The sequence below is a fragment of the Streptomyces kunmingensis genome, assembly GCF_039533535.1.
GTDB lineage: Bacteria > Actinomycetota > Actinomycetes > Streptomycetales > Streptomycetaceae > Streptomyces > Streptomyces kunmingensis.
This window is the reverse complement of the sequence record NZ_BAAATS010000017.1, coordinates 1-17,585: the sequence shown is the minus strand read 5'-3', so window position 1 is coordinate 17,585 and position 17,585 is coordinate 1. Positions and strand designations below refer to the sequence as shown.

Annotated in this window: 20 protein-coding genes, 1 tRNA gene and 1 other RNA gene; 19 read left to right on the top strand and 3 right to left on the bottom strand. The window is 67.6% G+C overall.

Going from position 1 to position 17,585, the window contains the following annotated elements; all coding sequences use genetic code 11:
• Positions 1–419: 419 nt before the first annotated feature.
• From ABD366_RS19475 to ABD366_RS19460, 4 genes are all read left to right on the top strand, one after another.
• Positions 420–758, top strand: a complete 339-nt coding sequence (locus ABD366_RS19475) for a type II toxin-antitoxin system RelE/ParE family toxin (RefSeq protein ID WP_344442168.1) — start codon at positions 420–422, stop codon at positions 756–758.
• A 30-nt stretch (positions 759–788) separates the two neighbouring features.
• Positions 789–1,901 carry an ImmA/IrrE family metallo-endopeptidase gene (locus tag ABD366_RS19470; protein WP_324766206.1) on the top strand — a complete coding sequence of 371 codons (1,113 nt, stop codon included), beginning with the start codon at positions 789–791 and terminating at the stop codon, positions 1,899–1,901.
• A 247-nt stretch (positions 1,902–2,148) separates the two neighbouring features.
• Positions 2,149–2,595 carry a GntR family transcriptional regulator gene (locus ABD366_RS19465; protein WP_324766207.1) on the top strand — a complete coding sequence of 149 codons (447 nt, stop codon included), beginning with the start codon at positions 2,149–2,151 and terminating at the stop codon, positions 2,593–2,595.
• A gap of 11 nt (positions 2,596–2,606) precedes the next feature.
• Positions 2,607–3,176: an HD domain-containing protein gene (locus ABD366_RS19460; protein ID WP_324766208.1), complete on the top strand. Its 570-nt coding sequence runs from the start codon at positions 2,607–2,609 to the stop codon at positions 3,174–3,176.
• On the opposite strand, the gene ABD366_RS19455 is transcribed toward ABD366_RS19460, so the two are convergent.
• Both ABD366_RS19455 and ABD366_RS19450 read right to left on the bottom strand, forming a co-directional pair.
• A complete protein-coding gene (locus ABD366_RS19455; protein WP_324766209.1) occupies positions 3,164–3,637 on the bottom strand; it encodes an NUDIX domain-containing protein in 474 nt (157 codons plus the stop codon). The genes ABD366_RS19460 and ABD366_RS19455 overlap by 13 nt on opposite strands.
• Positions 3,634–4,404 (bottom strand): XRE family transcriptional regulator, encoded by a 771-nt coding sequence (locus tag ABD366_RS19450; protein ID WP_324766210.1) that lies wholly within the window; start codon positions 4,402–4,404, stop codon positions 3,634–3,636. Before ABD366_RS19450 ends, ABD366_RS19455 begins: the two co-directional genes overlap by 4 nt.
• A gap of 603 nt (positions 4,405–5,007) precedes the next feature.
• On the opposite strand from ABD366_RS19450, the gene ABD366_RS19445 reads away from it, so the two are divergent.
• The 13 genes from ABD366_RS19445 (at position 5,008) to ABD366_RS19385 (ending at position 15,780) form a co-directional block, all read left to right on the top strand.
• Positions 5,008–5,301 (top strand): hypothetical protein, encoded by a 294-nt coding sequence (locus ABD366_RS19445; protein WP_324766211.1) that lies wholly within the window; start codon positions 5,008–5,010, stop codon positions 5,299–5,301.
• Entirely contained in the window at positions 5,298–5,744 is a 447-nt protein-coding gene (locus tag ABD366_RS19440) for a Pycsar system effector family protein (protein ID WP_324766212.1), read from the top strand. Before ABD366_RS19445 ends, ABD366_RS19440 begins: the two co-directional genes overlap by 4 nt.
• 5 nt (positions 5,745–5,749) lie before the next feature.
• Positions 5,750–6,847, top strand: a complete 1,098-nt coding sequence (locus tag ABD366_RS19435) for a conjugal transfer protein (protein WP_324766225.1) — start codon at positions 5,750–5,752, stop codon at positions 6,845–6,847.
• A complete protein-coding gene (locus ABD366_RS19430) occupies positions 6,847–7,230 on the top strand; it encodes an RRQRL motif-containing zinc-binding protein (RefSeq protein WP_324766213.1) in 384 nt (127 codons plus the stop codon). Before ABD366_RS19435 ends, ABD366_RS19430 begins: the two co-directional genes overlap by 1 nt.
• An 84-nt stretch (positions 7,231–7,314) precedes the next feature.
• A complete protein-coding gene (locus ABD366_RS19425; protein ID WP_324766214.1) occupies positions 7,315–9,549 on the top strand; it encodes a cell division protein FtsK in 2,235 nt (744 codons plus the stop codon).
• A gap of 173 nt (positions 9,550–9,722) precedes the next feature.
• Positions 9,723–9,995, top strand: a complete 273-nt coding sequence (locus ABD366_RS19420; RefSeq protein ID WP_324766215.1) for a hypothetical protein — start codon at positions 9,723–9,725, stop codon at positions 9,993–9,995.
• An 85-nt stretch (positions 9,996–10,080) separates the two neighbouring features.
• Positions 10,081–10,275 carry a hypothetical protein gene (locus tag ABD366_RS19415; protein ID WP_324766216.1) on the top strand — a complete coding sequence of 65 codons (195 nt, stop codon included), beginning with the start codon at positions 10,081–10,083 and terminating at the stop codon, positions 10,273–10,275.
• A 13-nt stretch (positions 10,276–10,288) separates the two neighbouring features.
• Positions 10,289–10,732, top strand: a complete 444-nt coding sequence (locus ABD366_RS19410; protein WP_324766217.1) for a hypothetical protein — start codon at positions 10,289–10,291, stop codon at positions 10,730–10,732.
• Positions 10,733–10,742: 10 nt separating this feature from the next.
• Entirely contained in the window at positions 10,743–11,246 is a 504-nt protein-coding gene (locus tag ABD366_RS19405; protein WP_324766218.1) for a hypothetical protein, read from the top strand.
• An 87-nt stretch (positions 11,247–11,333) separates the two neighbouring features.
• Entirely contained in the window at positions 11,334–12,191 is an 858-nt protein-coding gene (locus ABD366_RS19400; RefSeq protein ID WP_324766219.1) for a bifunctional DNA primase/polymerase, read from the top strand.
• Positions 12,192–12,193: 2 nt separating this feature from the next.
• Complete coding sequence (locus ABD366_RS19395; protein WP_324766220.1) at positions 12,194–13,669, top strand: ATP-binding protein; 1,476 nt, start codon at positions 12,194–12,196, stop codon at positions 13,667–13,669.
• A 576-nt stretch (positions 13,670–14,245) separates the two neighbouring features.
• Complete coding sequence (locus ABD366_RS19390; protein WP_324766221.1) at positions 14,246–14,503, top strand: excisionase family DNA-binding protein; 258 nt, start codon at positions 14,246–14,248, stop codon at positions 14,501–14,503.
• Positions 14,500–15,780 (top strand): tyrosine-type recombinase/integrase, encoded by a 1,281-nt coding sequence (locus tag ABD366_RS19385; protein ID WP_324766222.1) that lies wholly within the window; start codon positions 14,500–14,502, stop codon positions 15,778–15,780. Before ABD366_RS19390 ends, ABD366_RS19385 begins: the two co-directional genes overlap by 4 nt.
• A 62-nt stretch (positions 15,781–15,842) precedes the next feature.
• Here the strand turns inward: ABD366_RS19385 and ABD366_RS19380 are convergent.
• Positions 15,843–15,930: transfer RNA gene (locus tag ABD366_RS19380), tRNA-Ser, on the bottom strand.
• A gap of 96 nt (positions 15,931–16,026) precedes the next feature.
• Between ABD366_RS19380 and ffs the strand changes: the two genes are divergently transcribed.
• Both ffs and ABD366_RS19370 read left to right on the top strand, forming a co-directional pair.
• Positions 16,027–16,121, top strand: an RNA gene (gene ffs, locus ABD366_RS19375) — signal recognition particle sRNA small type.
• A gap of 82 nt (positions 16,122–16,203) precedes the next feature.
• Positions 16,204–17,585 (top strand): DNA polymerase III subunit gamma and tau (locus ABD366_RS19370; RefSeq protein ID WP_344442161.1); only part of this gene is annotated, 1,382 nt, incomplete at its 3' end.

Sequence of the window (17,585 nt, the reverse complement as noted above, 5' to 3'; positions counted from 1 at the left end):
TGTTTCCAGGGGGCCCTTCGACATCGTGCCCGGTGAGGCACTGGCGGAGGATACGAGATTCGAACTCGTGAGGGGTTGCCCCCAACACGCTTTCCAACTGTCCGCGTTGCTGTACGGGGGCGTTCGCAGGCGTTCAGGCGGCAGGTTGGAGGGGGTGGGCACACTGTGGTGAACAGTGGCGGTCTCCAGTGCACTGGACAAAGACCAGGACAACGGGACACCTGACGGTCGCCTGGTCCCGCGCTTCTGAGCGAACCGCTACCGAGTGTCCGATGTTGCGGGCAAGCGCCCACGTTACTGGTGCGTTACATGGTTACTGGTTGCTATCACCCGATACGATGCTGCGATCTTGGGCCGCTAGCCGGTCCGGTCTCGATAGAGTGAACGTTTACCGATCTGGTAAACGTTGACCGGGGGCGGTGGGTATACTGGACGTGTGCTACGCAGATCGAAAGCTGAACAAGGTCTGCGCGTCGGAGAAGGATCTGCGACGCGCCTATGGGTCTCTCTTGGCAGGCAAGATCGGTCAACGGCTTGCGGCGCTTCGCGCGGCAGAAACTCTTGAGGACATGCGCCCTCCGGCGCTCGGTCGATGCCATGCGCTCACTGGGGACCGTGAGGGATGTTTGTCGTTGCATCTGAATGCCAACTGGAGACTGATCTTCTCGCCGACCGAGCCCGCTGTAGATGAGCAAGGCGCGCTCGTCTGGGCCAGCGTGACGTCAGTCACCATCGAAGGGATCGAGGACTATCACTAGCGAGCAGTATCCGGACTGGGGGTTGAGCAAATGAGTACAAGTGCTGTCCGTGAACTGTATGCCGCTGAAGAACCGGACTATGCGGTGCCGCCCGGGAATACCATTTTGGAGTTCCTGGAAGAGGCGAGTATGACCCAACGTGAATTTGCTCTGCGTGCGGGGTTGAGTGCGAAGCACCTCAATCAACTCGTCAAGGGGACTGTCTCTCTGTCGCCTGATGTGGCGGAGCGCCTGGAAAACGTAACCGGAATTAAAGCACGTTTCTGGAATCGACTGGAAGCTGATTACCAGTCGACTAAGAAGCGACTTCGAGAGGCCCGGGACCCGGCCCTCTTTGGGGCTTGGTGCAAAACACTCCCTATCAGGGAGCTGATTAAGCGCGGGCAGGTTCCTGAAGAGCCCTCTGACAAAGTCTCCCGATGGGAGCAGCTCTTGGCTTTCTTCGGAGTTTCCAGCCTTGACGCGTGGACTGAGTTGTACGAGAAACCAGCGGCAGCATTCAGGCAAACCAAGGCGTTTGAAGCCAAGGTAGGTTCCGTCGCTGCGTGGTTGCGTCTCGGGGAAGTTGCTGCCCAAGAAATCGCATGCGATCCGTTTGATAAGCGTAACCTTCAGGCGGAGCTTCCAAAGCTGCGGGCGTTGACGATTTTGCCCCCGGAGCAATTTGAGCCCGAGCTGGTAAAGACGTGCGCGCGCCACGGTGTCGCCGTGGTGTTCGTAAAGGAGATCACAGGAAGTCGTGCATGCGGGGCGACAAGGTGGATTTCACCGCACAAGGCCATAGTGCAGCTCAGTCTTAGGTATAAGACTGACGATCAATTCTGGTTCACGGTCTTCCATGAGCTCGGCCATGTTCTTATGCACGGGAAGCAGGACGTGCTTGTGGAGGCGGCGCGAAGCTCTGACGCGGAAGAACCGCGCGAAGTTGAGGCTAACCAGTTCGCTCGTGACCTCTTGATCCCACCCGATGAGGCCAAGAGGCTGGATTCATTGCGGTCCCTTGCATCAGTTCGCAGTTTCGCTCGTGAAATTGGCATCGCCCCCGGCATTGTCGTAGGGCGGCTGCATCACGAGAAGAAATGGCCCCATAGCTGGGGAAACGATCTCAAGCAACGGTTTGAGCTAGTGGAAGAGCCGGTATAGGCCAATTCGCAGAATAGTTACGGGCGCGGATGTACTCGAAGAGCGCGCCCATTTTCTGTGTGTGCAGCTCAAGAAAAGAGAACCCTGGCTCCCCCCTGCCTAGGTCTTGCAAGTGATTGAGACAGACCTGTGCGGCCGGTTCTGTGCTGCAATGCTGCCTCTATTGGACAAGGGGGCAATCCTTGGGCAAGGGGAAGGCCGTGGGAGGCTTGATGGCGAGCGAGAAAGTGAGCCGAGGGGAGTCCAAGTGACAGAGGCCAGTCCGCGCGGAACTTACCTGGTCATCGTGGACGTACTGCGGCAGGAGATCGAGAACGGCGAGCACGCGAGCGGTTTGCCGTCCGAGGCTGAGCTGATGCGCCGGCACAGCGTGGCGCGCAACACGATCCGCCGGGCACTCAAGACGTTGGAAGCTGAGGGCGTACTCGAATCCGCGCCCGGCGTCGGCTGGCGTGTCTCTCAGGGTGGCGACCGCCGCTCGCTCGTTGAGCGGATGGTGGCTGTGATCGAAGACGACTCGCTCGCGGTCGGGGACGCGTATCCGTCGGAGGCAAGGCTCTGCGAGCGCTTCGGCGTATCGCGCACGGCGGTCCGCCGCGGGCTCGCGCACATGGAAGGAACGGGATTGCTCGACACCGTTCACGGCAAGGGGCGCACAGTGCGCGCCCTCCCCAGTACCCAATCGGGGTCGTAACCTTGGCCGCCATGGGACTGACTGAGTGGGCGTACTCGTGCTCTGAAGCGCTGCTGTCCGAGCCATTGCCTCGTAGGTGGGCGCACTCCCTTGGAGTCGCGAAGCGGGCCCGTTCTCTGGCTCCGATCCTGGGCGACGACGCGGAGCTACTCGAAGCAGCGGCGGTGCTGCATGACATCGGGTACTCGCCGGAGATCGCGCTAACCGGATTCCATCCGCTGGACGGGGCCCGCTTCCTCCGTGATCAGGAAGGGGCAGACGAACGGGTCGTCCGTCTCGTGGCGCACCACTCCTGTGCCCTCCTGGAAGCGGAGGAGCGGGGACTCCGGCACGAGCTGGAGAGCGAGTTCGAGCTTGAGCGTCCCGATCTCGTTGACGCCCTGATCTTCTGTGACATGACGACGACCCCGGACGGCACGCATACCGCGCCGGCCGACCGCCTCAACGAAATCGTGCAGCGGTATGGACCAGAGACGATCGTCGGCCGCTTCATCCAGCGCGCGGCGCCGGAGATCTACGCAGCCGCGCGACGCGTAGAGGGGCGCCTCGTCCGCGCGCAAACCGCGGATCAGCCGATGTAAGGCTCCTGGCGCGTCTCGTCCAAGCCGTGTGTGATGCGCAGCCGCATGGACGGATGAATGTCCAGATCATCGAGGTCCGCCGGGTAGACCCAGCGGACCTCTTTGGATTCGCTGCTCGTGCGCAGGGTTCCGCCCGTCGGGTGCGCTCGGAAGCAGATGGAGAACTGCTGACGGACTTCTCCGTCGTCGTACGCGAGGACGTGCTGAGGGTCTGTGTAGAGACCCGAGACGCTGTCAATCTCGACCGTGATTCCGGTCTCCTCAAGCACTTCCCGAACAACGGTCTCTCCGATGCGTTCCCCGATGTCGTGACCACCTCCAGGGAGTGCCCACAGGTTGTTGTCGGTCTTGTGGATGAGCAGAAGTCGACCCGCGTCGTCGCGGACGACCGCCGTGACGGAGGGGACCACCGAGTTCGCCTTCGGCGCGTTGGGGTCCCGGAAGTAGTCGATACGGCTCATGCGTGCAGACCTCCGCAGTCGGCGGGAGAGGAGATGGGCCTAGCTACCTCCCAGACCCGTTCGATGCTTTCAGCGTACGCATCGAACAACTCACCCCCCGGCACACGTTGAAGGTGCAGGACCGGGGCCATGTACGCGCCGACTCCGTACAGGTGGCCGTTGGCGAGCATCTCGTTATCGGCGCGGTAGAGCGAGTTGTAGAGCGTGCTGCTGTGGAGTCGGAACTCCACTCCGGGGAGCCCGAAGAGCGAGCTGTAGTTGATCAGGGCGTTCCGAATCTTGCTCGCCATGGCTGGCCCGATTCCCTCATCCTCACCGCGCACCGCCACAGCGGGACTGTCCGGGTCACCGAGCATGAAGCGGATGCGGGTGCCGGCCGCTGACTTCTCCTTCACGACTCGGTGGAATGCCGGGTCTTCCGTGAGCCAGAACCCCGAGTACACCAGCACGTCAAACGACTCCTTGGCCTGCGCGTAGAGCTGGGGCCACAGACGGTTCGGAACGACGGACCGGTGCGGGTACAGCTTGATCAGCTCCGCGTTTCCCGACTCGGTGACCTCTGCTGACGTGCGTTCCTCGGGCCAAAGGTAGGAGACCTCGCACTGAAGGAGCGACGCCGTCGCGTACTGGAAGCGGCGGTAGGGCTTGCGGTTCGGTTCGTTGATCCAGCGCTCTACCGTCTTCGCCGACACTCCCAGTCGCTGCGCCACTTGGTCGAGCGTCAGACCGCTCTCGACGATCGCTCCGCGAAGTTTCTCGTTGGCCATGTCGAACTCTCTCCGGAGTGGGACGACTTGGGACGACTTCACCGTAGCGAACTTGTCCGCAGGTCGTACATGTGCGGAGTCGATCGTCGTCGCTGCTGAAGCCAATCTGTAGGTACATCGCGGCGAGCGGCTCGCAGCAACCCAAAGACCGAAGGGCTTGACGGAGCGAAACTCTCTCTGCATGATGAGGAACACGTACTACATGTTCCTCTTATTCGGAACGTCACGTACAACCTGCTTGACCTGCACGAAAGCTCTTGGTGAGTCCCGTGAGGACGGGAGCCCTGAACGGGTTACCGCGCTCACCGAGGAGTGACTGTGCGCCCTCTGGGGCGTCTTGAGAACTCAACAGCGTGCGGCCCCAGCCACCTGTACACGGGTGGTCGATGGGGTCTGAGGGAATCCCGCCCCACCTCGGCAAGTGGGCGGGCGTGCACGGGTCCTGTCCCGTGCGCGGTTCAGCGCAAGTCGCCTCGATGGTCGTAGGCCGGGTTCGACTCCCGGCCGGGGCGCCCCTTCTTCCGCCCGGGGCAGGCGTCGTCTCTCCACAAGTCGCGCCCCGCCCCGGTCTCTCCCATCCCTTCAGTGATCAGGAGTTTCGTCATGCGCTCGTACATCAACGGCCGCCGCGCCGTGACCCGTAACGACTTCATCGAACTCGCCCTGGGCACCCCGGTCGAACTGTGGCTCGGCGTGGACGGCGAGAGCGAGATGGAGCGCGCGGCCCGCCTGGATGCGGCCCGCGACATCCTCACGGACGACCCCGGCATGCCGGACGACGCGATCCGCATCGCTGCCGCGGCGATCGACGACCACGCGGCGGAGCTGTTCAACGTCGTGCCGCTCACCCGTCCCGCCTCCCGTCGCCGTCCGGTCCGCAAGGGGGCGGCGGCATGAGCGCCCTCACTCGGGACCTTCCCGCCGCCCTTGCTGAGGTGAAGGCGGAGATCACGCGGACCGACAGCAAGGCCAGTCTCCTGCTCGCCTTCATCGGCGCCGTGCTGGCCGGAGCCTGGAGCGCGGGCCACGACCTCCCGCACACGCCCTGCCTGCTCGTGCCCGGGCTGGCCGGGGTGGCGCTGCTGATCGGCGCGGCCGGGGTGCTGCTGTCCTCGGTCCGGCCGAACCTCAAGGGCCGCCACGGCTTCCCGCTGTGGGCCACCCTCACCCCCGAACAGATCCGTGACGCGGTCGTCACCGACCTGGCGGCCGACATCGCGGGCCTGTCTCGCCTGGCCGTCACCAAGTACACGGCACTGCGCCGCGCGGTCGACCTCACCCGCGCCGGCGGCCTGTTGCTGCTCGTGGCAGCGGTGCTCACGCTCGGGGGTGCGGCATGACTGCGATGGTCCGCAAGCCCCTGTCGAAGACGCAGAAGGTCGTGTTGGGTGCGGCGTTCGTGCCGATGCTCGGCACGGGCGTCTTCGGCGGGATTGGTACCTACTCGAACATCAGTGGCGCCTACGGCAAGGGCACCGCGCTCGGTGCCGTGGCCGCTGGTGAAGGCGCAACCGCGGTTCTCGCGCTCGTGCTGCTCGGTCTGACGATGCTGGGCCAGTCCTCCCCGCGCGTGATCCGACTCGGCCTGTGGGCGCTGCCCGCCGCCGCGTCGGTGATGGCCGCGCAAGCGGCCGACACGTCCGGGGAGACCGTCATCTACGCCATCACCCCGATGGGCATGTGCGTGTCTGCCGAGGGCATGGCGTTTCTCGCACGGCGGATCGTGGTTCACACCGAGGGCCGCGACGCGGAGGGCGAGCGGCGCGCGGTCGAGATCGTGCAGCGGCTCGCCTACCACCGCGCCCGCGCCGCCAACCACCCCGACAAGAGCACCCGCAAGCGCTCCGATCGGGCCTCTTGGCGCCTGGCGCGCAGGGTCGGAGTCGGGGACGTGGCGCTTGGATCGACGCTGCTCGATGTGCAGCGTCAACGCGTCACGGTCGGTGCGGACACTGCCCTTGCCGACATGTTTGGACTCGGTGCGGCCCCCGATCCGATCGAGAGCACGAATGCGGAGGAATCTACCGAGACCGAGAGGATTCAGTCTATGGCTGACCTGCCGGAATCGACTCCCGCGCCGATCACGCCGAACGTGAAGGAACTGCCTCGACCGGTCGCCGTCGGCTTCCTGAAGTCGACCCTTCCGGCCAAGCCTGTGAAGTCGATCGGGTCGGCCCCGGCCCGCCCGATCGAGACGCGTCCGGTGGCCGCCGAGTCGCCCCGACCGCGCGGCGTGACGGGCCGGGTGCCGGATGCTGCGAAGTCGACCCGGCCCAAGCGCACCCCGGCGGAACTGCTCACCGAGGCGCGCACGGTCACCGCCGACTGGCCGGACGCCAAGCTGACGGGTGAGGGCATCCGCAAGGCCCTGCACACGTCCCCGGCGAACGCCCGGGCGCTGCGGGACACCCTGCGCGCTGAACGCGCGGAGGCGGCGGCCTGATGTCGGCGCTGACGCTCGCCAATTGCTACTGCCCCTCCGGTGGCCAGTTCGGCATACCAACCTACCCATGGCACTACGCGCCGACCGGTCTTGCCACCCGCCGTCAGCTTCGGGCGCTCGGCCTGCGGCCGGGTGGTCAGGAGGTGGCCGCGCAGGTGCTGCGGCCGCGTTACCGGCGCGGCCCGCTGGTCGCCTACCTCTACCGCGTCGACCGCGCCAAGCCCGTGCGGCCGATGACGCCGGGTAGGAGGGCCGCGCTCGCCAAGGCGATGCGCGCCCGCCGCACCTGCCCCGTCTGCCGGCGCGATGCCGGATACGTCATCCCCGGCTCGCTCGGCATGTGCGTGCCTTGCGCCTACCCCGAAGAACAGCGCGCTGCCTGACCAGCCCTTTTCCCGGGGTTCGGCCGCTCACCTCTGACCGCGGCGGCCGAACCCCTTCAACTCCCGTGAAGGAGCACCCCCAGCATGACCGAGATCAACGTGTCCGGTCCGCCTGTTGAGGCGCCGGAAGACGACAGCACCGGCTCCGTCCTGCCGTTCAAGCTCAAGAAGCTCCCCGCCCCCGCCGGGACGGCGACGCTGACGGCCGAACCGGAGGTGAAGCCGGGTGAGTGGGTGGCCGAGCTGCCCGACACCGAGGACCCCGAGGCCGAGGGCCTGACCGAGGGCGCGGCGGTCGATCCGCCCAAGGAGGTCTATCCGCCGTCCATCACGGAGTGGATGCAGGAGCGCGACAAGGTCCGTCAGCCCGTCTTCCCGGACTGGGTGAAGCTGCCTGACCAGCGCAAAGCCGTCCGGAAGTGGGCGGTGCGGCACTACTCCACGATGCTCGGCTACCACGCCTGGCGCCTGCCGTGCGTGTACACGCCCAAGCTGATCGCCTACAGCCCCAAGGGCGCCTGGCGCTGGTCATCGGCCGTCGGCAAGTGGGTCTTCGACGCCGAGGGCCGCGCCCTGCGCATGGCCTCGGTCCTCGATGAGGACGCCGCGACGTACCTGAAGCTGTCGCGGCAGCGGGACGCCCGGGTGCGGCTGCGGTCCATCATCGCGACCGTGTCCAGCGTCGTCGGTCTCACCCTGGCTCTGTTGCTGTGGGTGCTGGCACCGAGCTGGTTGCTGGCCCTGTCGATTGCCGCGCTGACCACGGGACTTGGTCTTGGTGGGGTTCCGGCGGACAAGCCGCTGATCGACCGTGCGAAGGTGACGTTCCGCAAGCGCAAGCTGTCCTCGGACATCGTCATCCGCGCCCACGAGGCGGCCAAGCTGACCACGAAGGACCAGACGATCGCGTTCCCGCGGCCGATCGGCCGGGACGGCGACGGCTGGCGCGTGGTCGTCGACCTCCCCTACGGCATGACCTTCGAAGACGCCCTCAAGGCCCACTCTCGGCTCGCCTCCGGCATGGACATCGCGCCGACCCAGCTGTTCATGGACAAGGACGAGACCAGCGGCCGGCGCGTCTCCTACTGGATCGCGGACCGTGACCCGCTCGCGGTGCCGTCGGGCAAGACGCCGCTGCTCGGGGCGACCCGGGTGGACTTCTGGAAGCCGTTCCCCTGGGGCGTGGACGAGCGGGGCAACCCCGTGATGGCCACGATGCTGTGGCTGTCGCTGCTGGTCGGTGCGGTGCCGCGGCAGGGCAAGACGTTCTCCGCGCGCACCATCGCGCTGGCCGCGGCGCTGGACCCGGACGTGCGGCTGATCGTGTTCGACGGCAAGGCGTCCCCGGACTGGCGTTCCTTCAGCAAGGTCGCCCACCGGATCGGGTTTGGCATCGTGCCCCGGGACGGCTTCGACCCGGTCATGCACCTGGTCAACGCTCTGATGGAGCTGAAGGCGGATGTGGAGGACCGCTACCACCGCCTGTCCGAACTGCCCCTGCACATCTGCCCCGAGGGCAAGCTGACGCCGGAGATCAGCCGGAACCGGAAGCTGAACATGCCCCTCACGCTCGTGGTGGTGGACGAGGTGCAGGAGTACTTGCAGCACCCAACCCACGGCAAGACCATCCTTGACCTGCTGGTCTACCTCGCCCGGGTCGCTCCGGCGGTCGGGGTGTCGGTCATGAACTCCACACAGAAGCCGGACGACACCGCCTGCCCGTCGGTGCTGCGTGACCAGCACCAGGCCCGGTTTTCCCTGCGCGTCGGCTCGTACCACGTCTCCGAGGTGGTGCTGGGTGCCGGTTCCTACGGGGAGGGCTTGGACGCGTCCAAGCTCCTGAAGTCCCACAAGGGCGTGGGGCTGCTCAAGGGCATGACGGACGACTCGGGGATCGTGCGCACCTACCTGGCCACCGGCCGGGACGCGGACACGATCCTGGACCGCGCCCGCGCCCTGCGCGAGGACGAGGGCACGCTGTCCGGCGACGCGGCGGGCGAGACCAGCGCCACCCGCAGCGCGGACGCGATCCTCGACGACGTTGCCGCCGTCCTCGGTCGCAGTGAGGACAAGGTGTGGTCCGAGACCATCGTGGACCGCCTTGCCGAGTTCGCCCCCGCCGTCTACGGCGAATGGGCCGACCTTGAGGGCCGCGCCAAGGGTGACCAGCTGGCCGCGGCGCTCAAGCCCTACGGCATCTCCACGGGCCAGGTGTGGGGCAAGACCGAGGACGGCAAGGGCGCCAACCGGCGCGGCATCGAGCGTCAGCACATCATCGACGCCGTCACTCAGCGCAACAAGAAGCGGGGCGACAAGTAGGGCTGAGAGGCCGCTAGGTCTAGCGAGCGAGGTCGCTAGACCTAGCGACCTCGCTAGCGACCCATATCGCCCCTGAGCAGGTCGCTAGCACCTAGCGAACCACCTGCACAAACCCTCAAAACCTGCCCTGAGAGGCCCTCATGCCCTTCCCGCTGCTCGCTAGCGTCCTCATCGTGCTGCTCACGCTTGGTTACGCCGGAGTGTGTGCGGCCTCCCCGTGGAAGTCCTGCCGCCACTGCCAGGGACTCGGCTTTCAGCTCACCTACACGCGCCGCGGCAAGCCCAAGCGCGGCAAGCACTGCCGCCGCTGCGACGGCCACGGCATCCGCATACGCGTCGGTCGCCACGTCTACAACCTGTGGGCCCGCACCTACCGCGCAGGCCGCGCCGCCGACGAGGCCGCCGCCAAGAGCGCGAGCACCGCGCGCGAGGCGCCGGCCGCGTGAGCGCGCTCCTGCGCCTCGCGCTGTTCGGCGTCGCCCTCGGTCTGCTGCTCACCTCCTGCCCCGCCCACTGAAAGGAGCGCCCGCCGTGGCGGTCAACGTCTCCGCGATCCTGCTGCTCGGCATCGCGGCCGTCTTCATCGTCAAGTCCAAGGCCGGAGGCATCGGCCCGGCCCTCGTGCTGTTCCTGCTCGGCTTCTTCACCGCCGGAACCGGGGCCGACGGACCCATCCGCGACCTGTGCACCTCCATCGCCCAGTTCCTCGCCAACCTGCGGCCCTGACAGGAGACACACCGTGAACCAGCCCGCCCCCTACCAGCCGACCGCGGCGGCCGACGCCGTCCACTACCCCACCCCGATACCGGCCACGGCCCCGATGGTGCCCGTGCACAACGGCCAGATTCCCGCCGTGCAGACCATCGTTCTGCCCGACGGGCGCGCCGTGACCGGATACGCCGTCAACCCCATGCAGCCCGAGCCCATCGCCGCCAAGCCGCCCGTCTCGCGAGCCGCGGTGAACGTCGCCCTCGGAGGCGTCGGCTTCCTCGCGGTGTGCGGCGGACTACTGATGCTCACCACGTTCATCGCCGCTCTGACGGCGCTGATCACCCAACTCATCATCCTGGCCGCGGTCGTCTTCGGCGGCTTCATCGCCGTCCAGCTCTTCGCCGGAGCGCGCGGCGGGACCACAGTCAACATCCGCAAGGCCGTCATCAAGCGCAACCACTTCCACGGATAGGGAGCCCCCCATGCCCGACCAGCCCACCACCCCTGTGGAATTCGCCGGACAGGCCGCTGAAGCCGTCCGCGCCATCAACCACACCACCCGCGCCCCCGGCGACGACTGGCAGTACCCCGGCCACGCCTACAGCCTCATCGGAGCACTCGCGCACCTCTCCCGAATGCTCCCGCAGGCCATCACACAGGCGCTTCAGCCCGTGACCGACGCACACCAGGCCGACCGCCTCATCGTCGACGGCGGCAAGGACCCCGACGAGGCCGCCTCGTCCGCCGTCCAGACGGCGCGCGTCGCGATCGGCCGCGCCCAGCGTCTCGCCGTCGCCCTCGATCAGGTGCACTCGGCCCTCAGCCCGCTCGGCTACGACACGTCCGACGACGAGGACGACGAACAGCCGTGCGGTGAGGGCATGTGCCACTGCTACTGCGTCGGTCTGCGCCACCCCTGCGGCTGCGACTGCCCGCACGCGGATGACTGCGACTGCGACTTCTGCGTCGCGCCCGACCCGTACTAGATGCGCCCGGGGCGGGCGCCGTCTCTCCACAAGCCGCGCCCGCCCCGGTTGTCTCCCATCCCTTCACAGAGCAGGAGATACCCCAGCATGACCCATCCCGCCTTGATCCGGCGAGACCACCTCAGCACCGCTCTGCGGCTGGCGGCCGACGGCCTGCCAGTCCTGCCGCTGCGCCAGGGCAAGGTGCCCTTCGCCAACTGCCCCGCCTGCCTCTACACCTCGTGCGGCGGGCGCCCCCACATGAAGACCCCCGGCCCCTGCACCTGCCCCGCCCCCTGCCACGGCTGGGCCGCCGCCACCACCGACCCCGGAACGCTCAACTCACCGGCCTGGGCTGCGGCTTGGCGGGAGGCGGCGGGTGTCGCCTACCACCCGGGCGGGGCCGGGTTGACCGTCGTCGACCTCGACCACGCCGACGCCATCGCCTGGGCCCGCGCCACCCTGCCGGCCACCCGCACCGTACAGACGACGCGCGGACAGCACTGGATCTACCAGGGCGCCATGACCTCCGCGAACGGTGTCCGCGACGGCGTCGACATCAAGTCGACGATGGCCTACGCCCGCTGGCGCGGCCCCGGCACGGGCCAGGTCACCGCGTTGCCGGACGCGGTGCGGGCGCTGACCGTGAAGGCGCCCACCATCTACCAGGCCCCGAGCATCGACGCGCTGCCCACACGCGCCGCAGAGGACGCCTGCCCGCACCGCTCCCCGGCGTATCTGGAACGCGGCATCACGATGGCCGTGCAGCGCATCAACGGAGCGTCCAGCGGCATCCACGCGGCCGTGTACGCCACGTTCCTCGCCGTGCTCTCGACGCACGGTCGGTGCGGCTGCCTCACCGAGGACCACACGGCGCGGCTGTTCGCCGCCGCGCAGGCCAAGGGCGAGAAGCCGCGGCACTGCGCGGACGCCTGGGCCAACGCACGCACGAGGTTGGGACTGTAACCGTGTCCGAGGACGACAAGAATCCGGCCCGCGAAGTCATCGCCCAGTACGCGCAAGAGCGGTTCCGCTACTTCCGCACCGCCGACGGCACCGTCTACGCGCAGAAGAACGGCCACCCCGTCGCCCGTCCCATCCGCTCTCAGGGCACGTCCGGGAGCCACCGGCAGGAACTCATGGTCGGCCTGTTCAAAGACGGCATCGGCGTGTTCAACGGCACCGCCCTCAAGGAGGCGCTGGACTTGATCGAAGCACTCGCACTCAACGAGAACACCCAGAACGTGCACATCCGCGTTGCCCCCGGCTTCGACGGGGCCACCTGGCTGGACCTCGGCCGCGCCGACGGGCAGTCGGTGCGCATCCACCCCACCGGATGGGACATCCGCGTCCCCGACCCGCGTGAGGTGTGCTGGCGGCGCACCCAGCTCACCGGCGAACTCCCCCTGCCCGCCAAGGACACCGACGGCAAGGGCATCGACGTGCTGTTCCGGCTGTGCAACTTCGTCAACGCCGAAACCGAATGCCTCGCGATCGCCTGGCTCATCGGCTGCCTCGAACCGTCCGTACCCGTCCCCGCCCCCTTCCTGACCGGACCGCAGGGCGCGGGCAAGTCGACGGCCGGCCGGATGCTCATCCGCATCATCGAGGGCATGAGCAGCGACCTGCGCCGCGCCCCCAAGGACGAGGAAAACCTGATCGCGGCCGTCGCTGCGGGATGGGTCACGGCGCTGGACAACCTCTCCCACATGACCCCGGACCTGTCCGATGCCATGTGCTGCATCGTCACCGGCGCGGAGAGCGTCAAGCGGGCCCTGTTCACCGACGGGGACGTTTTCCGCGCCCGCTACCGCCGCCCGCTCCTGCTGACCGGTATCGACGTGGGCGTCATTCGGCCCGACCTCGCCGAACGCCTCCTGCCCCTGCGGCTGGAACGACCGAAGGTGCGGCGCACCGAAGCGGAACTGTGGGCCGAATACGCTCCGGCCCTGCCCGTCATGCTCGGCTCGCTCCTGGACCTGACCGTCAAGGTCCGCGCCGCCACCGCGGAGACACCGACCGATCTGCGCATGGCGGACTTCGCGCACCTGTGCGCGCAACTCGACACCGCGATGGGGCTCGGGGCGCTGCCCGCCTACCGGGCCGGGCTGGACGACCTCAACGACGACGTGATCGAGGGCGACCTCCTCGCGCAGACCGTCCTGCAGTACGCGGCCGACATGCAGCCCGGTGAGCAACAGCGGATGACTTCTGCCGAGTGGCTGCACCTCCTCACACGGCTCTACAGCGGCGAGGACTGCCGCCCGCTGCCCAAAGGGTGGCCGACTACCGGCAAGGTCCTCTCAGACCGTCTCAAGCGGCTTCAGCCCACCCTCGCCGCGCGCGGCCTGAACGTCGACTGGGGACGCACCCGCGAAGCCCGCTACATCGAACTCACCGAACCGGCCCCGGCACCCGGCCCGCAGCAAGAAGCGGCGTTCTGATCGCGAGGTCAACCCACAACAGCAAGAGGAGCACCCGGCGCGGCACGGCGATGGGTGCTCCTCTTGCTGTTCGGTGCGCAGCACCACACCGAAGGACGCGCCGCGCAGCGGCTCCTTCTTCACGCCCTGAGCCACGCACAACAACAGACACCACGCCCCCTCTTTTTCCTAAGTAGGGAAGCGCTGCGTCACCTGCGTCACAGCCGACAGAAAACGGCCCCTGACCTGCCGAAACAGGCGTGACGCAGAAGCCGAATGTCTGCGTCATCGTGCGTCACCTGCGTCACGCCCCCGTGTCACAGACGACGCAGCGGTGACGCACCCGTGACGCACCCTAGCCACGGCGCGTCACGCAAAGGCGCAGGTCAGAGGCCCAAATGACGCACGTGACGCCGTGACGCAGAAATCCGAACCTCGGACACACGCAGCCACACGCCTGAAGTCTCGAAGGAGTCGACCGTGGCACGCCCCCAGACCTCAGCCACCGCAAGCCAGCCGCTCCGCTCGCAAGCACTCGCGGATTCTGCGGCACCCATCACACCCGTGACGGACCCGATCGAACTGAAGGAGGGAGCCTTGTACGACGCCAGCACCGTGACGGAGGGCACAGACGACCCGACGCTGATCCTCTTGACCGTTGAGGAAGCCGCAAGGCGTCTGAGCATCGGCCGCACCTACTGCTTCCGACTGCTCGCCATGGGACAGCTGGACTCGGTCACGCTCGGCCGAGCGAGGCGCGTGCCCGCGGAGGCCGTAGTCGAGTTCGCGCACAAACTGCGGGCGAGCCAGTGCCGCGGTGCCATGACCTCCGAGCGGAAGGGCCTCGCCGCGTGACTGAGAAAAAGAAGGGCACGCGCCGAGCCAACGGTGAATCGGCCATCTACCTGGGCAAAGACGGCCGCTGGCACGCACGGGTGCCGATGGGCTTCAAGGACAACGGCGAGCCGTACCGCAGGCACCTGACGCGCCCGACGCGCAAGGACCTGGTCGAGGAGGTCAAGCGCCTGGAGAAGCAGCGGGACGAGGGATCGGCGCGGCAGCCCGGCAAGCCGTGGACAGTCGAGAAGTGGCTCCTGCACTGGGTCGAGAACATCGCCAAGCCGGTTGTGAGCGAGAACACGTACGACGGGTACGAAGTGGCAGTTCGGGTGCACCTCGTTCCCGGGATTGGCAAGCACCGCATCGACCGGTTGGAGCCCGAGCACCTGGAGGCCCTCTACCGGCGGATGCAGAAGAGCGGGAGCAAGGCGGGCACGGCTCACCAGGCCCACCGGACGGCGCGGACGGCGCTTGGTGAGGCTGTACGACGCGGTCACGCGACCAAGAACGCAGCGGCGCTGGCCAAACCGCCGCGGATGGAGGAGGGAGAGGAGGAGGTTGAGCCCTACTCCGTGGAAGAGGTCCAGAGCCTTCTTCTGGAGGTCAACAAGAGGCGGAACAGCGCTCGTTGGATGCTCGCTCTGGCCCTCGGGCTGCGCCAGGGCGAGACGCTCGGTCTGCGCTGGTCGGATGTCGATTTGGCGAACGAGTACCTGAAGCTACGACGGAACCGTCTCCGGCCGAAGTACGAGCACGGGTGTGGTGAGGCAGCGCCATGCGGCCGGAAAGCGGGGTACTGCCCAAACCGCGTGCAGGTGCGGCGCGAGACCAAGAACACCAAGTCGAAGGCGGGGCGTCGCGCGGTTCCGCTGCCGGGTCCGCTGGTGGTGATGCTGAGCTCCCATGCCGAGGAGCAGGCGCAGGAGCGCAAGGCGGCCGGCAACCTGTGGACTGAGTCGGAGTACGTGTTCACCAAGCCGCTCGGTGGGCCTCTGAGCCCGAATACGGACTATCACGACTGGAAGCGGCTGCTTGAAGACGCCGAGGTCCGGGACGGCCGACTTCACGACGCACGGCACACCGCGGGCACGGTGCTCATGCTGCTCGGCGTCCCGGACCGAGTCATCGACCAGATCATGGGGTGGGAGCCGGGTGGGGCTGCGCGGATGCGAGCCCGATACCTGCACGTGCCCGACCATCTCCTCAAAGAGGTGGCCAGGAAGATCGGGGCGGCTATCTGGGGAGCCCCTGAAACAGCCCTTGTGGACAAAGACCAGGACAACGAGGGCTGAGGACAACGAAGAAGGGCCCCCTGTTTCCAGGGGGCCCTTCGACATCGTGCCCGGTGAGGCACTGGCGGAGGATACGAGATTCGAACTCGTGAGGGGTTGCCCCCAACACGCTTTCCAAGCGTGCGCCCTAGGCCACTAGGCGAATCCTCCGCGGCAAACAATACAAGACGTTTGAGGGTGCTCGCGAACCCGTTCCCCTGGCCCGGAGGGAACTCGTTCCACCGGCTCGGAGCATGTACTCTGGGCGCAGCCCCTCACGTGGCGCTATCTGACTGAACTCCCCCAGGGCCGGAAGGCAGCAAGGGTAGGTTGGCTCTGGCGGGTGCGTGGGGGGCGTCTGCGTTCCCGGGCGCCTGCGTCGGCGCGAGGTCGGTCCGGGTTGGGCGGGGCTGGTTGTCAGTGGTCGCCTATAACCTCGTATGCGTGTCGTCTCTCGCGCTGTACCGCCGTTATCGCCCGGAGTCGTTCGCCGAGGTCATCGGGCAGGAGCATGTAACCGACCCGTTGCAGCAGGCGTTGCGAAACAACCGGGTCAATCACGCGTACCTGTTCAGTGGTCCGCGCGGCTGCGGCAAGACGACCAGCGCGCGCATCCTGGCCCGCTGTCTGAACTGTGAGCAAGGTCCCACTCCGACGCCCTGCGGCGAGTGCCAGTCCTGCCAGGACCTCGCGCGCAACGGACCGGGTTCGATCGACGTCATCGAGATCGACGCGGCTTCGCACGGTGGCGTGGACGACGCCCGTGACCTGCGCGAGAAGGCGTTCTTCGGCCCCGCGAGCAGCCGGTACAAGATCTACATCATCGACGAGGCCCACATGGTCACGTCGGCGGGGTTCAACGCGCTGCTGAAGGTCGTCGAGGAGCCGCCGGAGCACCTCAAGTTCATCTTCGCGACCACCGAGCCCGAGAAGGTCATCGGGACGATCCGCTCGCGCACGCACCACTACCCGTTCCGGCTCGTGCCGCCGGGGACGCTGCGCGAGTACCTGGGCGAGGTGTGCGGCAAGGAGGACAGCCGGGTCGAGGAGGGCGTACTGCCGCTCGTCGTGCGCGCCGGTGCCGGGTCCGTGCGTGACTCGATGTCCGTCATGGACCAGTTGCTCGCCGGTGCCGGCGAGGACGGTGTGACGTATGCCATGGCGACGTCTCTGCTCGGGTACACGGACGGTTCGCTGCTCGACTCCGTCGTCGAGGCCTTCGCCACCGGGGACGGGGCGGCCGCCTTCGAGGTCGTGGACCACGTCATCGAGCGGGGCAACGACCCGCGCCGCTTCGTCACCGATCTTCTCGAGCGGCTACGGGACCTGGTGATCCTGGCCGCTGTTCCGGACGCGGCGGAGAAGGGCCTCATCGATGCCCCGGCCGATGTCGTCGAGCGGATGCAGGCGCAGGCCTCGACGTTCGGCGCCGCCGAGCTCAGCCGCGCCGCCGACCTGGTCAACGAGGGCCTGACCGAGATGCGTGGCGCCAATTCGCCGCGCCTCCAGCTGGAGCTGATCTGCGCGCGCGTGCTGCTGCCCGCCGCGTACGAGGACGCCCGCTCCGTCATGGCCCGCCTCGACCGCATCGAGCGCGGCGGCGTCTTCACCCCGGGAGGCCAGGGACCCGGTCCCTCCATGGCCTACGTTCCCGGGCCCGATGCCCATGCGCCGGCCCAGGCCGCCCAGCCCGCGCCGATCGCCCCGCCCGGCCCGATGGCCCCGCCCGCCCCGGTGGCTCCGCCCGCCCCGGGTGGCGGCCCGGCGGCGGCCCGTGCGGCGGTCCGCGGCCCCGCCCCGGAACCCACGGCTCCCGCCCCTGCCCC